The 17,387-nt window shown below is 65.9% G+C and carries 20 protein-coding genes; 10 read left to right on the plus strand and 10 right to left on the minus strand.

Annotation, left to right across the window (positions count from 1 at the left end; genetic code table 11):
• Positions 1-13 precede the first annotated feature (13 nt).
• From I4484_RS03370 to I4484_RS03390, 5 genes are all read right to left on the minus strand, one after another.
• On the minus strand, positions 14-175 hold the full coding sequence (locus I4484_RS03370; protein ID WP_197449620.1) for a hypothetical protein: 162 nt from the start codon (positions 173-175) through the stop codon (positions 14-16).
• Between the two features lie 157 nt (positions 176-332).
• Positions 333-644, minus strand: coding sequence for a hypothetical protein (locus I4484_RS03375; RefSeq protein ID WP_197449621.1), 312 nt, complete (start codon positions 642-644; stop codon positions 333-335).
• Positions 645-972: 328 nt separating this feature from the next.
• Complete coding sequence (locus tag I4484_RS03380) at positions 973-1,398, minus strand: DUF2267 domain-containing protein (protein WP_197449622.1); 426 nt, start codon at positions 1,396-1,398, stop codon at positions 973-975.
• A 156-nt stretch (positions 1,399-1,554) separates the two neighbouring features.
• Complete coding sequence (locus tag I4484_RS03385) at positions 1,555-2,553, minus strand: NADP-dependent oxidoreductase (protein WP_197449623.1); 999 nt, start codon at positions 2,551-2,553, stop codon at positions 1,555-1,557.
• 43 nt (positions 2,554-2,596) lie between these two features.
• Positions 2,597-2,908, minus strand: coding sequence for a hypothetical protein (locus I4484_RS03390; RefSeq protein WP_197449624.1), 312 nt, complete (start codon positions 2,906-2,908; stop codon positions 2,597-2,599).
• Positions 2,909-3,190: 282 nt separating this feature from the next.
• Here I4484_RS03390 and I4484_RS03395 point away from each other — a divergent pair, with 282 nt between their 5' ends.
• Positions 3,191-5,860 (plus strand): AsmA family protein, encoded by a 2,670-nt coding sequence (locus I4484_RS03395; RefSeq protein WP_197449625.1) that lies wholly within the window; start codon positions 3,191-3,193, stop codon positions 5,858-5,860.
• Positions 5,861-5,870: 10 nt separating this feature from the next.
• Here I4484_RS03395 and I4484_RS03400 read toward each other — a convergent pair whose 3' ends face one another.
• Both I4484_RS03400 and I4484_RS03405 read right to left on the minus strand, forming a co-directional pair.
• The gene (locus I4484_RS03400; protein ID WP_197449626.1) at positions 5,871-7,340 is read right to left on the minus strand and encodes a dihydrolipoyl dehydrogenase; all 1,470 of its coding nucleotides are present in this window, start codon (positions 7,338-7,340) and stop codon (positions 5,871-5,873) included.
• Positions 7,341-7,439: 99 nt separating this feature from the next.
• Positions 7,440-7,628, minus strand: coding sequence for a DUF3008 family protein (locus I4484_RS03405; RefSeq protein ID WP_159549396.1), 189 nt, complete (start codon positions 7,626-7,628; stop codon positions 7,440-7,442).
• Between the two features lie 350 nt (positions 7,629-7,978).
• On the opposite strand from I4484_RS03405, the gene I4484_RS03410 reads away from it, so the two are divergent.
• The 7 genes from I4484_RS03410 to I4484_RS03440 all read left to right on the plus strand — a co-directional run bounded on the left by I4484_RS03410 (position 7,979) and on the right by I4484_RS03440 (position 13,614).
• Complete coding sequence (locus I4484_RS03410; RefSeq protein ID WP_197449627.1) at positions 7,979-9,289, plus strand: bifunctional diguanylate cyclase/phosphodiesterase; 1,311 nt, start codon at positions 7,979-7,981, stop codon at positions 9,287-9,289.
• Positions 9,290-9,384: 95 nt separating this feature from the next.
• Complete coding sequence (locus I4484_RS03415; protein WP_197449628.1) at positions 9,385-9,588, plus strand: 4-oxalocrotonate tautomerase family protein; 204 nt, start codon at positions 9,385-9,387, stop codon at positions 9,586-9,588.
• Positions 9,589-9,597: 9 nt separating this feature from the next.
• A complete protein-coding gene (locus I4484_RS03420) occupies positions 9,598-10,350 on the plus strand; it encodes a creatininase family protein (protein WP_197449629.1) in 753 nt (250 codons plus the stop codon).
• Between the two features lie 25 nt (positions 10,351-10,375).
• Positions 10,376-11,206, plus strand: coding sequence for an alpha/beta hydrolase (locus I4484_RS03425; RefSeq protein ID WP_197449630.1), 831 nt, complete (start codon positions 10,376-10,378; stop codon positions 11,204-11,206).
• Positions 11,207-11,468: 262 nt separating this feature from the next.
• Positions 11,469-11,924: a hypothetical protein gene (locus I4484_RS03430; RefSeq protein ID WP_197449631.1), complete on the plus strand. Its 456-nt coding sequence runs from the start codon at positions 11,469-11,471 to the stop codon at positions 11,922-11,924.
• A gap of 77 nt (positions 11,925-12,001) precedes the next feature.
• Entirely contained in the window at positions 12,002-12,439 is a 438-nt protein-coding gene (locus I4484_RS03435; protein WP_197449632.1) for a phage holin family protein, read from the plus strand.
• Complete coding sequence (locus I4484_RS03440) at positions 12,436-13,614, plus strand: DUF3618 domain-containing protein (RefSeq protein WP_197449633.1); 1,179 nt, start codon at positions 12,436-12,438, stop codon at positions 13,612-13,614. Before I4484_RS03435 ends, I4484_RS03440 begins: the two co-directional genes overlap by 4 nt.
• A 67-nt stretch (positions 13,615-13,681) precedes the next feature.
• On the opposite strand, the gene I4484_RS03445 is transcribed toward I4484_RS03440, so the two are convergent.
• The gene (locus tag I4484_RS03445) at positions 13,682-14,404 is read right to left on the minus strand and encodes a YebC/PmpR family DNA-binding transcriptional regulator (RefSeq protein WP_197449634.1); all 723 of its coding nucleotides are present in this window, start codon (positions 14,402-14,404) and stop codon (positions 13,682-13,684) included.
• A gap of 146 nt (positions 14,405-14,550) precedes the next feature.
• Between I4484_RS03445 and I4484_RS03450 the strand changes: the two genes are divergently transcribed.
• Together I4484_RS03450 and I4484_RS03455 are read left to right on the plus strand one after the other, a co-directional pair.
• Positions 14,551-15,744 (plus strand): Xaa-Pro peptidase family protein, encoded by a 1,194-nt coding sequence (locus I4484_RS03450; protein ID WP_197449635.1) that lies wholly within the window; start codon positions 14,551-14,553, stop codon positions 15,742-15,744.
• Positions 15,745-15,845: 101 nt separating this feature from the next.
• A complete protein-coding gene (locus I4484_RS03455; protein WP_197449636.1) occupies positions 15,846-16,067 on the plus strand; it encodes a hypothetical protein in 222 nt (73 codons plus the stop codon).
• Between the two features lie 28 nt (positions 16,068-16,095).
• Here I4484_RS03455 and I4484_RS03460 read toward each other — a convergent pair whose 3' ends face one another.
• Together I4484_RS03460 and soxR are read right to left on the minus strand one after the other, a co-directional pair.
• The gene (locus I4484_RS03460; protein ID WP_197449637.1) at positions 16,096-16,731 is read right to left on the minus strand and encodes a glutathione S-transferase family protein; all 636 of its coding nucleotides are present in this window, start codon (positions 16,729-16,731) and stop codon (positions 16,096-16,098) included.
• Positions 16,732-16,807: 76 nt separating this feature from the next.
• A complete protein-coding gene (gene soxR, locus I4484_RS03465; RefSeq protein ID WP_197449638.1) occupies positions 16,808-17,257 on the minus strand; it encodes a redox-sensitive transcriptional activator SoxR in 450 nt (149 codons plus the stop codon).
• Positions 17,258-17,387 lie beyond the last annotated feature (130 nt).

Raw genomic sequence — 17,387 nt, forward strand, 5'->3', positions numbered from 1 at the left:
CCTCAAGGCTATTCTAGGCACCAGAGCCTGGGTATGGGGTGGCCTGCTGGGCCTTGTCACACAAGTATCGGCGAATTGCTTCCTCGGCCTTCTGCTGTTGGAGAGCAAGGGCGGCCCAGAAGTGGAGCACTTCGTCGTCGTGGCGAGCGGAAACGGGATGGTGGATCTGCGTCATGGGTTGGTCCTCCTGAGGGACGACACCCACAGCGTAGATGGTTTTTGCTGCGACGCAGCATGAAAATTTGTAACGGAACCTGTCACCGCTGCCGCCTTACGCAAAGACGCCCCGTCCGGCGGTGGCCGAAAGGGGCGTGGTGCCGTGCTGTAGGAGTTCAGCGCTGCGGATGCTCCTCGAACAGTTCGGCCTTGGCCTGGCGCATGACGTCCTCGCAGGCGGCCTGGTGGGCGAGCTGGGTCAGCAGGCTCTGGGTCACGGCGAAGCCCTTGCCGAGACAGATGTCCACCTCTTCGCGACTCAAGTGGGGTATCACGTTGTAGTCGATCTTGATCGTTCTGCCACGTCCGTCCAGCTTGTCGGCGAGGCTGCGAATCAGCCAGGCGAGGCGCTCGCGCCAGCCGCTCGTCTCTTCCCTGCCTTCGTTCACGCTGAACGTGCATCGCCACTCAGGTTTGTAGACTCGCATGAGTACCTCCTGTACTGGCTTGGTTATGAATGATCGATCGTGGTGTATGACTCCGTTTCCTTCGACAAGACTACGTTTCTAAGAATACCAAACTTATACTGGACTTTCACGAGCTGTGCCGCTTCGCTACGTCTGCCAGATGCAACCCGGCAGCTTCGTGACCATGCGAACCGGAGCGCGTTCCTTGCTTATCGGCGCTGACGGAAGAACCTTGAGAGGCTAGGGAGGCATGGGGGGGCGAAAGTAGCCGTTGGTTGGGTCTCAACCTCGGCTCAATGACCCGGGATGCAGAGCCCGGGTGCTGGGGCTCGCGCGAGTCGGCTCTGGCTCAGGCGGCCCAGAGCGAGCGAGTCTCTTCCGACAGTGCCTGGCGCAGCTTATCGGTCAGGCCCGGGTCGACCTGGCGCGACACGACGCGTAGCACTGCGGAAACCGTATCGGCATCGACTCGTTCGATCATCCCCGGCGTCGACTGCACTTGTTGGAGGAACTCCTCCTGGCTGCGCAGTGGCATGGGCTGCTGGGCCGGGTCGTACTGCTCGTAAAAGGCGCCGCGAAGCAGCAGCGGCAGTTGAGCCGCGAAATGGGCCGCCAAGTCGGCCGGCAGCTTGTCCCGCAGGGTGCGCAAGGTAGCGCAAAGCGTATGCCAGGCTTCCTGCTTGCTGCAGTTAGGTCGCTCTTGCATCAGCTCATCGAGCCAGATGTGAGTCTTCTGCAGTGTCTTGTGAAACACATCGAGGCCGGTATCGCTCATCCTTCACCTCCTCTGTCTTGGCGGGTACGACGGGGTCGGGTTTTGCAGCCTAGGAAGAAGGCGAAGAATAAGCCAAGCGGATCAAGGTAACCCTTGGCTGGATTTTGGTAACGGCAGTGGGCGAAGTTGCAGCGCGTTTCCGCCTCCGCCGCCGGGTCAGAGCCGTATCAGCATCTTGCCTCGATTGGCGCCCTCGAAGAGCTTGAGGAAGGCGTCGGGGGTACGCTCCAGCCCCTCCTCGACGGTTTCTGCGTAGTCGATCTCGCCGCGAGCAACACGGGGGCCGACCTCCTCGAGGAAATGGGGATATTCGGTCCAGTGGTCGGCGACGATGAAGCCCTGCATGCGGGCGCGCTGGACCAGCAGGTTCGCCAGGTTGCTCGGGCCGCGGTCGGGGGCTTCGCTGTTGTAGCGCGAGATCAGCCCACAGATGGCGATACGCGCCCCGACCTTGAGGTGGTCCAGCGCTGCCTCCAGGCAGTCACCGCCGACATTCTCGAAGTAGACGTCGAAGCCCTCGGGGCAGGCGTCCTCCAGGTCGGCGCCGAGCTGCCGGGCATCCTTGCCCTTGTAGCTCACGGCGTGAATGTCGCGTTGTTCCAGCCATTCCAGCTTGTCCGCTGCGCCGGCGATGCCGACCACGGTGCCGCCCTTGGCCTTGGCCAGCTGTACCGCGAGCGAGCCGACGGCGCCGCTGGCCGCGCTGACCAGCACGTTGTCGCCCTCGCGCAGGTTGGCGATGCGGTTGAGCCCCGTCCAGGCGGTCATCCCCGGCATGCCGAGCACCCCCAGGTAGGCCTGGTCGGGCACGTCCATGTCGGGCAGGGACTCGAGCACGTCGCCCTTGAGCTGGGCGACGTCGCGCCAGCCTGCCATGTGGCGCACCTTGTCACCGGCCTTGAAGCGGGTATGGCGCGACTCGACCACCTCGCCGATGGCGGCGCCTTCCATGGGGGCGTTCAGCTCGAAAGGAGCGACATAGGTCCTGACGCCGCTCATGCGGCCGCGCATGTAGGGATCTACCGAGAGCCAGGTATTGCGAATGCGCACCTCACCTTCGTCCAGCGCGGGCAGCTCATGCTGACGAAGTTCGAACAGCTCTCTCGGCGGCGTACCTGTCGGATAGTCGCGCAGGGTAAAAAAACGTGACTGCATGTCGGCTCCTTGACTTGCCTGCATCCTGCCGTGTGCCTCGACGTCAGCGCGGCGGCCCCTGCTCGTAGAGCTCGGCCTTGGCATCCCGCATCACGTCCTCGCAGGCTGCCTGTTGTGCCAGCTGGTTGAGCAATGAGTGGGTGACCTCGAAGCCCTTGACCAGGCAGGTATCGATCTCCTCGGCGGTCACGGCGGGCTCGACGTTGCACTCGATCGTCACCGTGCGGCCCTTGCCGTCGACCCTGTCGGCCCAGCGCCGAATGCGCCAGGCAAGCTTCGTTCGCCAGTTGGCCGACGTTCCTGCGGCTTCGTTCACGGTGAAGGTGCAGTGCCATTCCGGCTTGTAGATTTTCATGTGAACCTCCCGTTCCGGCTGGGAACATCCCGCTGTCTCTCCTTGTTTACCGTGGGTAACACGGTCGAGACGTCCATGCTTCCAGCATAGAAGCTTTATTGGCCCGGGGCAGGTTAGCGAATGTGAAGGCTTGCTAAGGGATCGCTGCGTGCAGGCCGGCTGTGCGCTGCGATGCGCCGCCGGGTGGGGGCTGGCGGGCAGGCGAGAGGGAGGATTGGACCAAGGCCGCGTCTGTGTCCATGGTTAGAAAACATCTCAACTCACAACCCATGGAAGGTAGGGGTGAACAAGGTCGCTCGGCGAATCGCCATGACGATGGGGACGGTAGCGCTGCTGCTGGCGGCGGCAGTGCTACTGCTCGAATCCGCCTGGTTCCGCGGCTGGCTGGCAGACCAGGCCAGCACGCAGTTGGGGCGCGAGGTGACGATTGGCGATCACGCCATCGATTGGGGCTTGCCGCTGACCCTGCGGCTCGACGAAGTGGAAGTGGCCAACGCGCCGTGGGCCGACGACCCCATGGCTCGCCTCGATGAGCTGACGGTGACGCTGGACGTGGGTGCCTTGCTCCAGCGACGGATCGAGCTGGAGCGGGTCGGTGTGCGCCGGCCCCAGCTGCTCCTGCTGCGCCGCGAGGACGGCAGCACCAACATCGACGATCTGGTCGACGAGGAGCCGACCGAGGAGCAGGGCATTCCGCTCTGGCCCGAGACCTTCGTCGTCGACCGAGGCCGGCTGGTCTATCGCGATGCCGGGCGCGACATCGAGCTCGACGTCGCCTTCGAAACCCCGGGGGAGAGCGGTGACGAGCTGAGCCTGGACGTGCGCGGCGAGGGCCAAGTCCAGGACGACCCGGTCCAGTTCCAGGGGCGGCTGCACCTGGAACTGGAAGAGCGTCGCGGCGTCGTCGAGGCGTTCCAGGGGCAGATCGGCGACAGCCATCTCGAGGGCCGGCTGGCACTGGATCTCGGTCGCGATACCCCTTGGCTTGCCGCCGAGCTCGAGGCCGACGCACTCGACCTCGACCGCTGGGGCCTGCTCGAGGCCAGGGAGGGCGAGGCCACCTCGCCGCAGGACGAGCCGCGGCAGGAGTGGGACCGGCGCGCGGCCCGAGTGCTGGAGGCCTTGACGGCATACGAAGCCGATCTCGATCTAACGCTCGGGCGCCTGCACTACGCCGGCCAGACCCTGCATGATCTGGCCGTGAGCGCGACCCTGGAGGACGGCCGGCTCTCCATCGCGCGGCTGCAGGCGATGCAGCAGCTCGACGAGGAGACGCCGCGCTCGCTGGACGTCCAGGGTTGGCTCGAGGTGGAGGAACAGCGCCTGCTGGCCGACTTGCAGGCGCGGCTCGAGCGTATCGACCTGACTGCTGCGCTCGCACCGTTCGGGCTCGGTCAGCTGGGGACGCTGGATGGCGAGCTGAATACCCGCGTGGTCGACGGCGGGCTGCTGTTCGAGAACACCGCCCTGGATTACCGCGCCCCGCACTGGGGCCTGGCGCTCTCGTTCAGTGCCGACACGCGTACCGAGGGCGTGGAGGGACAGCGGGTCCATCTGGTGGGCGAGGGCAGCTACGAGCAGGAGCCCTTTGCCTTCGACCTCTTGATCGGTCCGCTGCTCGATCTCACCGATTCCGAAACGCCCTATCCGGTTTCCGGCGAGCTGGCCAGCGGCGATACCCGGTTGTGGATCGACGGTAGTGCGGTGCAGCCCTTCGCCCTCGAGGCGGTGGAGGGCCGCGTTCGCCTCGAAGGGCCGAGCCCGGCGGAACTCACCGAGCTGACGGGCATCGCCCTGCCCGAGCTGCCGCCGTACCGGGTTAGCGGCTACCTGCGCTACCGGGACGATTTGCTCAACATCGACGATCTCGAAGGAGGCTTCGGCGACAGTGATGTGGCCGGCGACGTGCGCATGCGCTTCGGCGACCGGCCCAAGCTCTGGTCGACACTGGAGTCGCAGCGGCTCGAGGCGGACGACCTGTTGCCACTGTTCGGCATGTCGCCGGGAACAGGCCCGGATGAGACGGAATCCGCCGAGCAGCAGCAGTGGGAAGCCGAGGAGCGGCGCACTGGGAAGCTGTTCCCCGATCGCGAATGGAACCTCGAGGCGCTGCGCAACACCGACATCGTGCTCGACTACGAGGCAGCCGATGTACAGGCGGAGCATGTACCGTTCGAAGACCTGACGCTCGCGCTGGAACTGGAGCAGGGCGTGATGACAGTCGATCCATTGCAGGTTGGGCTCGGCGGCGGCCGGGTTCGTGCCGCCTGGGTCATGGATGCGCGCCAGGCAGGGCTGGAGGGCGACCTGCAGCTGGCCCTCGATCAGGTCAACCTCAGTGCCCTGCTGGACGAGGCCGGGCTGCCCGAGGTGGCACGCGATACCCTTGGGGTGATCGGTGGGCGCGGCGGCCTCCGCTATCACGGACGCTCCATGCACGAGGTGATGGCTGGGCTCGATGGCGAGCTGGAGCTGGCCATGTCCCAGGGCTGGCTGGACATCATCGCCGCCGAACTCCTGCCGCTCAACGTGGCCAATGCCCTGGTGGCGGCGCTCACCGGGGAGGACCAGGTGCAGCTGGAGTGTACCTACGTGCGTTTCGTGGCCGATGACGGCCTGGCCGACCTGGAAAATTTCTTCATGGCCACCGAGATCGCCCATTTCGAGGGGGCCGGGGCCATCAACTTGGCCACCGAGCGGATGGACATGGCCTTCCAGGGACACAATCTCGACCCCACCCTGTTCACCGGCAACTCGCCGGTGGAGCTGAAGGGGACCCTGCGCGATCCGGAGGTGAACGTCATCACCGAGGAGCTGATGGCGCGTGGTGCCCTGTCGCTGCTGGGTGCCATCGTCGCCCCGCCCCTGGCGATCCTGCCCTGGGTCGACCCGGGCGGTGGCGAGCAGGTGGGCATGGGCTGCGAGCGGGCGCTCTCGGCGTTCGAGGAGTGAAGTTCCGGGCCTATCCGCCGGGGCCATACTCGAGGCAGCGCTCGGTCATGGCCGGCCCCTGCAGCAGCACCCTGCTGAGGTCTCGCAGGGCGCTGCGCAGCCCTTCCTCCAGTACCGGATGGTAGTAGGGCATCTCCAGCATCCGCTCGACGCCCAACCTCTGCTCCAGCGCCCAGGCCAGCAGGTGAGCGATATGTTCCACCCGGGGGCCGAACAGCTCGGCGCCGAGGAACTGACCGGAGCCGTGCTCGGCGTAGAGGCGCATCAGGCCGCGATTCTGGCGCATCACCACCGCGCGGCCCTGGTCCTCGAAGGTGGCTTCCCCTTCGGCGACGCCATCGCAGCCGAAGCGGCTCGCTGCCTCATCGCGACTCAGGCCGACGGTGGCCATCTGCGGATCGGTGAAGGCGATCGACAGCGGCGTGCTGCGGCGACCGGCGCGGCGCTCGGGGTAGCGGCCGGCGTTGTGTCCGGCGATGCGCCCCTGCTGGTTCGCTTCGTGCAGCAGCGGCAGCTCCTGGCTGGCATCCCCGGCGATGAAGACATGGCTGCCGGCGCTCTCGTCGTCGGCGCTGCGGCACTGCATGGTGAAGCGGTTGTAGTGGGGCACGCCCTTGTCGTCCAGCGCCACGCCGGCGTTCTGCAAGTCGAGTTGGTCGAGGTTGGGACGGCGTCCGGTGGCGGCCAGCAGGTAGTCGAAGCGCTCGGTCAGGCGGCGTCCGCTGCCGCGTTCGAGGAAGGTGATCGCGACTTGATCGCCGTCGCGCTCGATGGTCTCGACCTGGGCCGCCGGGTCGAGGTAGAACTCGTCGCCAAAGGTGCGCTCGGCATAGTCGCGTAGCGCCGGGTCCTGGAACGGGCCGAGCGAGCCGCTCTTGCCGAACATGCGCAGGCGTACTCCCAGGCGAGCGAGCGCCTGGCCGAGTTCCAACCCGACGATGCCGGGGCCGAACACGGCCAGCGAGGCGGGCAGGTCGTTCCATTCGAAGACGGCATCGCTGTCGACCAGGCGATCGCCGGCGGGGGCGAACGCCTTGGGCCTGTGGGGACGTGAGCCGGTGGCGATGACGATGGCTCGTGCGCGCAGGCGCAGGTCGTCGCCGACGCGCAGCGTATGCGGATCCTCGAAGCGGGCGTGGCCCGAGAGGCGGTTCTCGGGCTCGATGCGTCGCATCGAGTCGAGCACGCTCTCGACGAAGGCGTCGCGCTGGCGCCTGACCCGCGCCATGACTTCCTGTCCGTCGACGTCGACCCGCCCGACCGCGATGCCGAAGCCCGCCGCCTCGCGGGCCTGATGGGCCGACTCGGCGGCGGCGATGAGCAGCTTGGACGGCATGCAGCCCACCCGGGCACAGGTAGTGCCGGGCTCGCCCCCTTCGATGAGCACGACCCGCTCATGGTACTGCCTGGCCACCTGCCAGGCGCTCAGACCGGCCGTGCCGGCCCCGATGACGGCAACCTCGACCTCGCGTTCCTGCATGGCTCGTCTCCCAGACAGACTCTCTGGCACAGGCTCGGATGGCCCGGCATGGCTAAAGCCTAGACGCCATGGGCAGGAAACGGCCACTCGTCAGCGAGGTCATGACTTGCGGTTGTGAGTGGGCTTATCCTTCTGGCTGGTCGAGGCCATTTTCTCGAGTTCCTTTTCGTCCATCGATTCATACATCTGTTTGGACGCACCTTCGAGTTCGCTGACCTTCTTCTCGCCACGCTTGGCGGCAAGAGCGGCTCCGGCCGCCATTTGCTGGGCTTCGGATTTGGCGGGCATGGTCTGGCTCCTTCCTTTCCATACTGGGACGTTCGATGCTGGATGCTGCATGGTCCTGTTGGTCAGGCTAGCCACTGGGAAAGAAACCTGCTGTGTCATGGTGTTACGAATGACGTTGGTTGCGTAAATGGGACTGTGCCGCAATGGACATGCCGATGGCCGGCCTTTTACAAAAAGGACTAAAGTAGGTATTGACGGACTTACAAAACTCCTTTTGACGAGATGAGATTGGCATGATATCTGAAGCATACTGAGTATAACGACAACAACCCTGGCGTGAGTGCAGTCGGTTCAAGGGACCACGTAAATGTCTCGACAGGTCCGTTGCATCCCGTGGGGAAGGGAGTCTCATGCGCCAGCTCGCCATTCAGAGCCGATCCCAGGATTCGGCCCATCAGCCCAATCATGATGACGTCACCGGCCTGGCCACGCGCCGCCACGCCGAGCATCAGCTGGCCGCCTTGCTGGATCGCGCCGCCGCACAGGGCACGAAGGTCGCCATCCTGCACATCGACATCGATCGCCTGAAGGAGATCAACCATTCGCTGGGCAGGCCGATGGGCGATGCCTGCCTGCGCCTGGTGGCACAGCGGGTCAGCGAGGTCATCGATTTCAAGGGCAGTGTCAGCCGTCTCGACAGCGATGAGGTCATGGCCACACTGCCCGACGTGACCGGCTTGGAGGCGGTCGTTACCGTCGTCGAGCGGCTGCTGGAGCGCACCCGACAGCCCATCGAGCTGTCCGGGCGTACCCTCTTTGCCAGCTGCTGCATCGGGCTGGCGCTGTACCCCGACCATGGCGATACGGTCGCCGAACTGATGCGACACGCCAACCTGGCCCGGCGCAAGGCCCAGGCCGGAGGCAGCAGGCGCCACTGCGTCTTCTCGCCCGAGCTGCTCGACGAAGGTCCCGATCGCATGACGCTGCGCTGCGAGCTGCGCGATGCCTTGGCGCGCGGCGAGATGGCGCTGCGTTATCGCCCCGTGCTGTGCGCGCGCAGCGGCCAGGTGGTGGCGGTGTCGGCCCAGCCGCGCTGGTGTTCACCACGTTTCGGCGTGCTCGAAGCGGCCCGTTGGTGGCCTGCCGCGCGTGACAATGATCAGGTACACGACATCTGCTCCTGGGTACTGGCTAGGGCCTGCCGCCATGCCCGCTCCTGGTACGAGGCCGGCTCGGGGCTGCGCGTGGTGGTCGGCATGCCGGCCGAAGGCGTGGCCGGCGACCAACTGGCCGAGCGGGTTCGCGAGGTGCTCGCCGAGAGCGGCTTGCCCGCGGGGCTGCTCGAGATCGAGCTGAACGAGGGCGGGCTGATGCAGGATCCCGAGCACGCCTGCGCGACGCTCGAGCGGCTCCAGGCGTGCGGAGTGAGGCTCTCCCTCGACGGCTTCGGCAAGGGGCATTCCCTGCTGGGGCATCTGGGCCTGCTGCCCATCGACACGCTGAAGCTCGATGCGCTGTTCCTCGTCGGCTGCCTCGACAACCCGCGCCGCCAGGCGGTCATTCGCTCGGTCATCAGGATGGCGCACGAGCTGGGAGTGCGCGTGGCGGCGAGCGGGGTCGAGTCTCGCCTGCAGGCCGATTTCCTGCGCGAGCAGGGGTGCGACCTGTTGCAGGGCAGCCTGTGGTCGCGCATGGAGTACAGCGACCCGTCGCCGGAGTAGCGAGGCCGAAGGGCAGGCGGGACACATGAGGTTGCGGGAAAGTGCCTTTGGGCCGACCATGGACCTTTCCACCACCCGCGCTGACAGGAGCCCGCATGCCCATCGTGACCATTCAGCAGTTCCCGCGTGAACTGGCACAGAAGCGCGAGCTGGCGCGCCGCATCACCGAGGCCTTCGTCGAGATCTATGGGGTTCCCGAGCAGAGCGTCCAGGTGTTCTACCAGGAAGTGGATGGCGAGAACTGGGCCAAGGCGGGAGTGATGGGCTGCGACCGCAGCGGTGGGCAAGGCGGATCATAAGGAGACGACATGCGGCTGCAGCACGCTACCTGGCAGGAGGTCGAGGCCTACCTGCGGCGCGAGACCGGCATCATCGTGCCGATCGGCTCCACCGAGCAGCATGGCCCCAACGGCCTGGTGGGCACCGATGCCATCTGCCCCGAAACGATTGCCTGGGAGCTCGGCGAGCGTCACGGCGTGCTGGTGGCGCCGACCCAGAACCTGGGCATGGCCCAGCATCACCTGGCCTTTCCCGGCACCATCAGCCTGCGCCCCAGCACGCTGCTTGCCGTGCTGCGTGACACCGTGACCTCGTTGGCGCGTCACGGCTTCACCCATGTGTTCTTTCTCAACGGCCACGGCGGCAACATTGCGACCCTGAGTGCGGCTTTCGCCGAGATCTACGCCGAGCGCAGCCTGGGTTACGGCTCCCAGCCAGCCAGCCGGCTCAACCTCACCACCTGCAACTGGTTCGCCGGCCCGCGAGTCCGCGAGCTGGCCGAATCGCTCTACGGCGAGGCCGAGGGCACCCACGCCACCGCCTCGGAGGTGGCGCTCTCCTGGTTCGCGCGGCCCGAAGCGGTCAAGCAGGTGGAGATGTCGCCGCGCATCGCCCCTCGCGGTAGCGCCCAGTGCGATGCCGACGAGTTTCGCCGCCGCTTTCCTGACGGGCGCATGGGCTCCGATCCGACGCTCGCCAGCGTCGAGCATGGGCAACGTTTCCTCGAGGCCGGTGTGGATGATGCCTGGGAGACCTATCGGGCCTTTATCCAGGCCGGCTAGCGTGTGAGGAGGAAGGCGGAGGACCATGCTGCGCGTGATCGCCTCCCTGGTTGGCATCTACGGCCTCGTGGTGGTGCTGGCCTGGTTCTTTCAGGAGCGGCTGCTCTACCTGCCGCACATGGGACGTGAGCATGTCGCCACTCCCGCCGACCGCGGCCTGGCATGGCAGCAGATCGAGCTGGCGACCGCAGACGGCGTGACCCTGGATGCCTGGTGGATTCCCGTCGAGAGCGCCCGCGGCAGCCTGCTGTTCCTGCACGGCAATGCCGGCAACATCTCCCATCGTCTCGACTCTATCCGGCAGTTCCATCGTTTGGGCCTGTCGGTGCTGATCCTCGATTACCGCGGTTACGGCCGCAGCGAAGGCCGCCCCTCCGAAGCGGGAACGGCGCATGACGCCCGGGCCGGTTGGCGCTGGCTGATCGAGCAGGGGGTTCCTGCCGGCGAGATCGTGCTGTTCGGGCGCTCGCTGGGGGCGGCCGTTGCGGCGGAGCTGGCCGCCGCGCTGCCTCCCGAGGAGCAACCGGCGGCGATCATTCTCGAATCGCCTTTTCGCTCGGTACCGGCGCTGGGTCAGCGACTCTACCCCTTCCTGCCGGTGCGCTGGCTGGCGACGCTGGACTATCCCACCGAGCGCTACGTGAGACAGATCGAATCGCCGCTGTTGGTGATTCATAGCCGTGAGGACGAGATCATCCCCTATGCCGAGGGAGAGGCGGTCTTCGCCGCCGCCAACGAACCCAAGGCGATGCTCACCATTCGCGGCGGTCACAACACCGGCTTTATCGAAAGCGAGCCGGAGTATTCCGCCTCGATCGATGATTTCATTGCTCGCCAGGCCGGCCTGACCCGGTAGCCTTGAGCCCAAGGGCGAGGACGTGTTTGCCAGGTAAGTGCCGTTTCTCCTCGGTGAGTTTCGGGTGCCAAAGGTAACGTTCATTATCCGCTCATTGCACCCATGTGTTCCGTTTTTCCCTCCCTCCTCCGGGAAATTGACAGGCCCATCACGAGTACTATTTTGCGAGTGTCGACCACAGCTTTCGAGCCTTGGACGGAACAAGGTTGCATGGAGCCCTTCCGAGGGCGTAGTGACACTTGGCAAAACATGGAGGTGGCGAATGAGCGATACCGATAGCCGCGCGAGCCGGGAAGCTGGCGTTGGCAACGACAGTGATCGGCACGGCCTCGATCGCGAGGAGATCCGCCAGCAGGCGGAGGAGACCCGCGACGAACTGCGTGATGCCGCCCGTCAGCAGGCCGAAGGACTCCTCGACCGTCAGAAGGCGGCCGCGGCCGATCAGGCCGAAAGGGTGTCCACGGTGCTGCATAAGATGGCCGATGAATTCGAGCGTCAGGAGCAGCCGTACTTTTCCGGCTGTGTCAACGAGTTGGCCAGACGTTCCGACGCCTTTTCACGCAATCTACGCGAGCGCGACCTGGAGGCATTGATGGAGCAGACCCGTCACTATACCCGCCAGCACCCGGCGCTGTTCATGGGCGGGGCGATCGCCGCTGGCTTCATGCTGTCGCGCTTCATGCGCAGTTCCAGTCAGAGCGACGCGTCGACCCATTGAGTCGCAGCATGTGAGGCGAGAGCGTTGGCTTTCGTCGAACGATGCTTTGCCGTGAGATGCAAAGGAGGCGACACCTCATGGAAGCGGAAAACAGAGTACGTACGGGAGAGCCCTCGATAGGGTCTCTCTTCTCCAATCTGGCACGTGAAGTCACCTCGCTGGTGCGCAAGGAGACCGAGCTCGTCAAGGCCGAGATGGGCGAAAAGACCAGTCAGGCCATGGGTGCCCTGGCCTCGATCGCCATCGCCGGTGCGGTTCTCCTGTGTGGTTTCCTGGTGCTGCTTGCCGCGGCGGTCTTCGGTCTCAATACCGTGCTGCCTCCCGACACCACCCCTTGGCTCAGCGCCCTTATCGTCGGTGGGGTGGTAGTGGTGATCGGCTTCATCATGCTCCAAGCGGGGCGCAAGAAACTCAGGCAGGAAAACCTGATGCCGACGCGCACCATGGCCAGCCTGCGGCGCGACAAGGCGCTGACCCAGGAGCACGAGGCGGCGGTCAAGGAGGAGTTGAGATGAGTCAGCGTGACCGACGTACCTCGGACGAGATCGAACACGAGATTCACCAGACGCGCGCGCGTCTGGATGAGACCCTTCACGAAATCGAAGAGAGATTCTCTCCCCAAACGCTTATGAACACGACCTATGATTACCTCCGCCACGGCGGTGCAGAAAATGCGCTCTCCTCGCTGGGTAGAACGATTCGCGAGAACCCGCTCCCTGTCATGGTGACCGGCATTGGCCTGGGCTGGCTGCTGCTGGCGCAGCGCCGCTCCGGCCATGACCACGACTACCTCGACCGAGAGCCCTATGCGGGGGGCTACCCCGGCTCCACGCTGCCCGTCACGCGCATGCCCGATGGCGACACCGCCCCGGGGGGCGGCATCAGCGGCGCCGGCACCACGACCCTGGGGCATGACCCCGCGGCGCTGGGCGCCTCGCCGCAGCATGGCGAAGCAGAGCACGGCCATGGCGCTGGCATGACGCACAAGGCACAGCAGATGGCCGGCAACATGAGGGATCGCGCCCAGCACATGGGCGGCCAGGTACGGGACCGCGCCCAGCATGTCAGCGATCAGATGCGCGAGCGCGCCCAGCACATGGGCGGGCAGATGCGTGACCGCACCTCGCGGCTGCGTGATCGCCAGCACTCCACCATGCAGGCCGTCAGCCATCGCGCACGCGATGCGGGGGCACAGACCAGCCACTTCGTCCAGGATCATCCGCTGGTGGCCGGCGCCCTTGGTATCGCGATGGGAGCCGTGCTCGGCAGCCTGTTCTCGCCGACTCGTGCCGAAAACCGGCACCTGGGCGAGATGCGCGACCGGGCCCTGCAGCGCGCGGAGGACGCGGGGCGAGATCAGCTCGCGCGGGCCGAGGAGAAGATTCACGAGACCGCAGACAGGCTCAAGGAGGAGGCTCGCACGGCACAGCCGTCGAACTCGTCGAGCTACGTGGAAAACCCCTCGAGCGAAGCGCGCTATGCCAAGGCGGGCTCGGCTTCCACGTCGGGCAGCCCTGGCCCCGGGCGGGAAACGGCGGCAGGCAAAGGCGGTACCGGCACCAGCACTGCTTCTGCCGGCGGCCCCTCCGGGACCACCGCCTCGGGCTCCCGTTCGGCGAACCCGCAGCCCCCCGGCGCTTCCGGATCGAAGCCTGGCGATAGCGGTTCTACGCCGTCACGCGGGGCTTGACTGTCGGCTGAAAGCGCTTCGGCAAGAGGAACGCAACGCCGCGCCCAGCCGGGCGCGGCGTTGCGCGTCAGGCGCTGACTTCGGCGTTATGGAAGACGTTCTGCACGTCGTCGAGGTCGTTGAGGGCGTCGAGCAGCTTCTCGAACAGTGCCACATCGTCACCCTCGACCGGGGTGGTGGTCTGGGGCACGAACTGGATCTCGTCGACCTCGAACTCGAGCTCGCCGAAGGCATCGATCAGTGCCTGCTTGGCCTTGGCATACTCGGTGTGCGGGGCGAAGACGGTGATGCGACCCTCCTCGTTCTCGATGTCGGTGACGTCGACATCGGCCTCCATCAAGGCCTCCAGCGCCGCTTCCTCGTCGTCGCCGGCGTAGGCGAGAATCGCGCAGTGGTCGAACATGTGGCTGACGCTGCCCGGGGTGCCGAGCTTGCTCTTGGCCTTGTTGAAGCAGGCGCGCACGTCGCCGAAGGTGCGGTTGGGGTTGTCGGTCAGGCAGTCGACGATGACCATGCAGTTGCCCGGGCCGAAGCCCTCGTAGCGCGCCGGTGAGTAGTCCTCGCCGCCCACGCCGCTGGCCTTGTCCAGTGCCTTGTCGATCACGTGGCTGGGCACCTGGTCCTTCTTGGCGCGCTCGATCAGCCCTCGCAGCGTCAGGTTGCCGTTGGGGTCGGTGCCGCCCTGCTTGGCGCAGACATAGATCTCGCGCCCGTACTTGCTGTACACCTTGGTCTTGGCGGCGGCCGTCTTGGCCATGGATTCCTTGCGGTTCTGAAAGGCCCTGCCCATAACGTTGTCCTGTTGCATCGGATACGAGGCTGGATTCTACGAAACCGGCCTGCCCTGGAACAGCCCTATTTCGCCTCGATGAGGGCTGACATGATGCCGGTCACGGCTACACTGCCTTGAGATTCCCCAAGTGTCGGAGCCGCACCATGGACCACCACCAGTACCGCCACGCCCTGGCGGCACGGCTAGAGGCCAGCGAGCTGGCCTTCCCCGAGAGCGAGTTCGATGCCCGCCTGGCCCGCGTGCGTGACGCCATGCAGCACGCCGGCCTGGATGCCCTGCTGCTGACCGACCCTGCCGACATCTACTACCTGACCGGCTACAACACCTTCGAGGTGTCGGTACATACCTGCCTCGTCTGCTCGGCCGACCGGCTGGTGCTGCAGGTCCCTTCCATCGAGACCGGGCCGGCGGTGGTCACCGCGCGGGTCGACGAGCTGCTCGGCTACCGCTGGGAGGGCATCGGCGAGGTGATCGAGCCCCTGGCCGAGACCCTGGCTCCCTTTCGTGCCATCGGCCTGGACCTCTTCGGCGCGGGGCTGCGCCACGGCGTGTTGCGCGAGCTGCAGGCGCGCCTGGGCAGCGAGCGCTTCCGTGACGATGGTGGCGAGCTGCTCGACCGCATCCGCATCGTCAAGAGCGAAGCGGAGCTCGCCTGCCTGCGCGAGAGTGCCCGGATCACCTCGCTGGGGCTCAGGGCGGCAGCACGGATCGTCGTCCCCGGCATGACGGACGGCGACGTGGCGGCGGAGGGCGCGCGGGCGATGCTGGCGGCCGGCAGCGAGTTCATGAGCATGCAGCCCATCGTGACCACCGGCCGGCGCATCAGCGTGATCCACGTGAACCATCAGCGTCATCGCATTGCCCTCGATGAGCCGGTCTTCCTGGAGTTTGGCGCCGCCTACCGGCGCTACACCGCGCCGATGATGAAGACGGTCGTGGCCGGGCGCGCCACGCCGCCGATGCTGGTGCTGCGCGATGTGTGTCGTGACCTGTTCGAGGCCCTGGTCGCGACGATGCGTCCCGGCAACAGCTTCGACGATGCCGCCCGGGCCGCCGAGGCCGTGCTCGAGCCCCACGCCGAGCGAGTGTTCTTCTCGGGCGTGTTCGGCTATGCCGTGGGCGCGCAGTTTCCGCCCAGCTGGGTCGAGGGCAGCGGCTACATCGCCCGCGGCCAGCCGCGTCGGTTCGAGGCCGACATGGTCTTTCACCTGCCGCTGTGCCTGCGCGTGCCGGGAGCGTGGGGCATCGGGCTCAGCGATACCGTGCGGGTCACCCCCGAGGGGGCCGAGCCGCTGACCGACAACGACTGGACGCTGGCGGAGACCCTTGCCGGGTGAGACTGGACGACGAGAGCCTTTCACTATACTGAAGGAGGCAAAAGGACATCCCAACGGGGTGCCGTCGTGCTCGTAGAGACAACCAATGGAAGGAGAACGTCATGACTCTGACCGTAACGGCGACCTATCACGACCTCATGAAGGCGACCAACGCCTACGACGGGCTCATCTCCAAGAACTTTCCGCGCGAGAAGCTCCACTTCGACAAGGAGGCCAATCAGGTCAAAGTGATCGTGCCGGACGAATCGAAGCCGGAAGCGGAGGAGATTCTCAATCGTCACCAGCCTGACGATCTTTGGACACGCCCCTTCGAGCAGCATTGATCTTCCGCCGTTGGCGTACTGCTGTGCTTCAGGCTCCCTGTGGGTTGGCCGCCTGGCGTGCGGCCTGCTCGTCGAGGGAGTTGGCACGCCGGTACGCCTCGCGGTCGCTGACCCGTGCCCAGTAGTCGGCAAAGGCGGGGCAGGACTCCAGGCTGCCGAACTGCAGCCCCCAGCCGATGTGGGAACCGAGGTAGACGTCGGCGGCGCTGAAGTGCGGGCCGGCAATGAACTCGTGAGCGCTGACGGCGACTTCGAGGGTCTCCAGGACGGCCTCGATGCTGCCGTAGCCGACCCTGCCCTGCTGTTCGATGTTGGGTTCCATGCCCAGGTCACGATCGGTGATGGCGGCCTCCAGCGGGCCGGCGGCGAAGAACAGCCAGCGGTAGTAGGCGCCGCGCTCGGCGAGAGGCGGCGCCAAGCCGGCTTCGGGAAAGGCATCCGCCAGGTAGGCGCAGATGGCGGCGCATTCGGTCACCACCGTATCGCCGTGACGTATTGCGGGTACCTTGCCCATGGGATTGATGGCAAGGTACCGGGGCGACTTCATGGCTGAGCCGAACGTCACGATCTCGGTATGGTAGGTCGTCCCGGTCTCCTCGAGCATCCAGCGGGCGATGCGACCGCGGGACATGGGGTGCGTGTAAAGCGTCAGTGGCTCAGTCATGGCGGGTCCCTCCAGGCGCGCTTAGCACAAGATAGCAGGTCCCGTCGCTAACGTAACAGAACGGTTAAACGGTAGTTCAGTCGGGGTCGAGTAATCGCGGTCCCGAGCCCTCGGCGGCCAGTTCGTCCTCGGGGTTGCGCAGCGGGCAGTCCTCCATCGACAGGCAACCGCAGCCGATGCAGTGGTCGAGCTGGTCGCGCAGCTGGGCAAGGCGGGCGATCCGTTCGTCCAGAGCATGCCGCCAGTTCGTCGAGAGCCGCTTCCAGTCGGCGGCGGTGGGGGCGCGGAAGTCGGGCAGGTCCTCGAAGGCGGTGCGGATCTCGGCGAGGGGGATACCGGTCCGCTGGGCGACCTTGATGATCGCCACGCGCCGCAGCACGTCGCGGGAGAAGCGGCGCTGATTGCCGGCGTTGCGGCGGCTCTTGATCAGCCCCTTGGCCTCGTAGAAGTGAATGGCGGAAACCGCCAGGCCGCTGCGCTTCGCGACTTCGCCAACACTGAGGTCGCGCTGGAGGTGGGCCGGCATCTTCCGTCTCCTTGGCTTCTGCTGGGGAGACGTTTTTAGCGCTTCGCCAAGCGTCTGGCAAGTCATTGCACGCATCCTCCAGACTTGGGCTTATATATATAAGGTTTCTTGATGATTAAAATCACCAAGA

The sequence above is a fragment of the Halomonas sp. SS10-MC5 genome (genome assembly GCF_015992245.1).
In the GTDB taxonomy this organism is placed as follows: domain Bacteria; phylum Pseudomonadota; class Gammaproteobacteria; order Pseudomonadales; family Halomonadaceae; genus Halomonas; species Halomonas sulfidoxydans.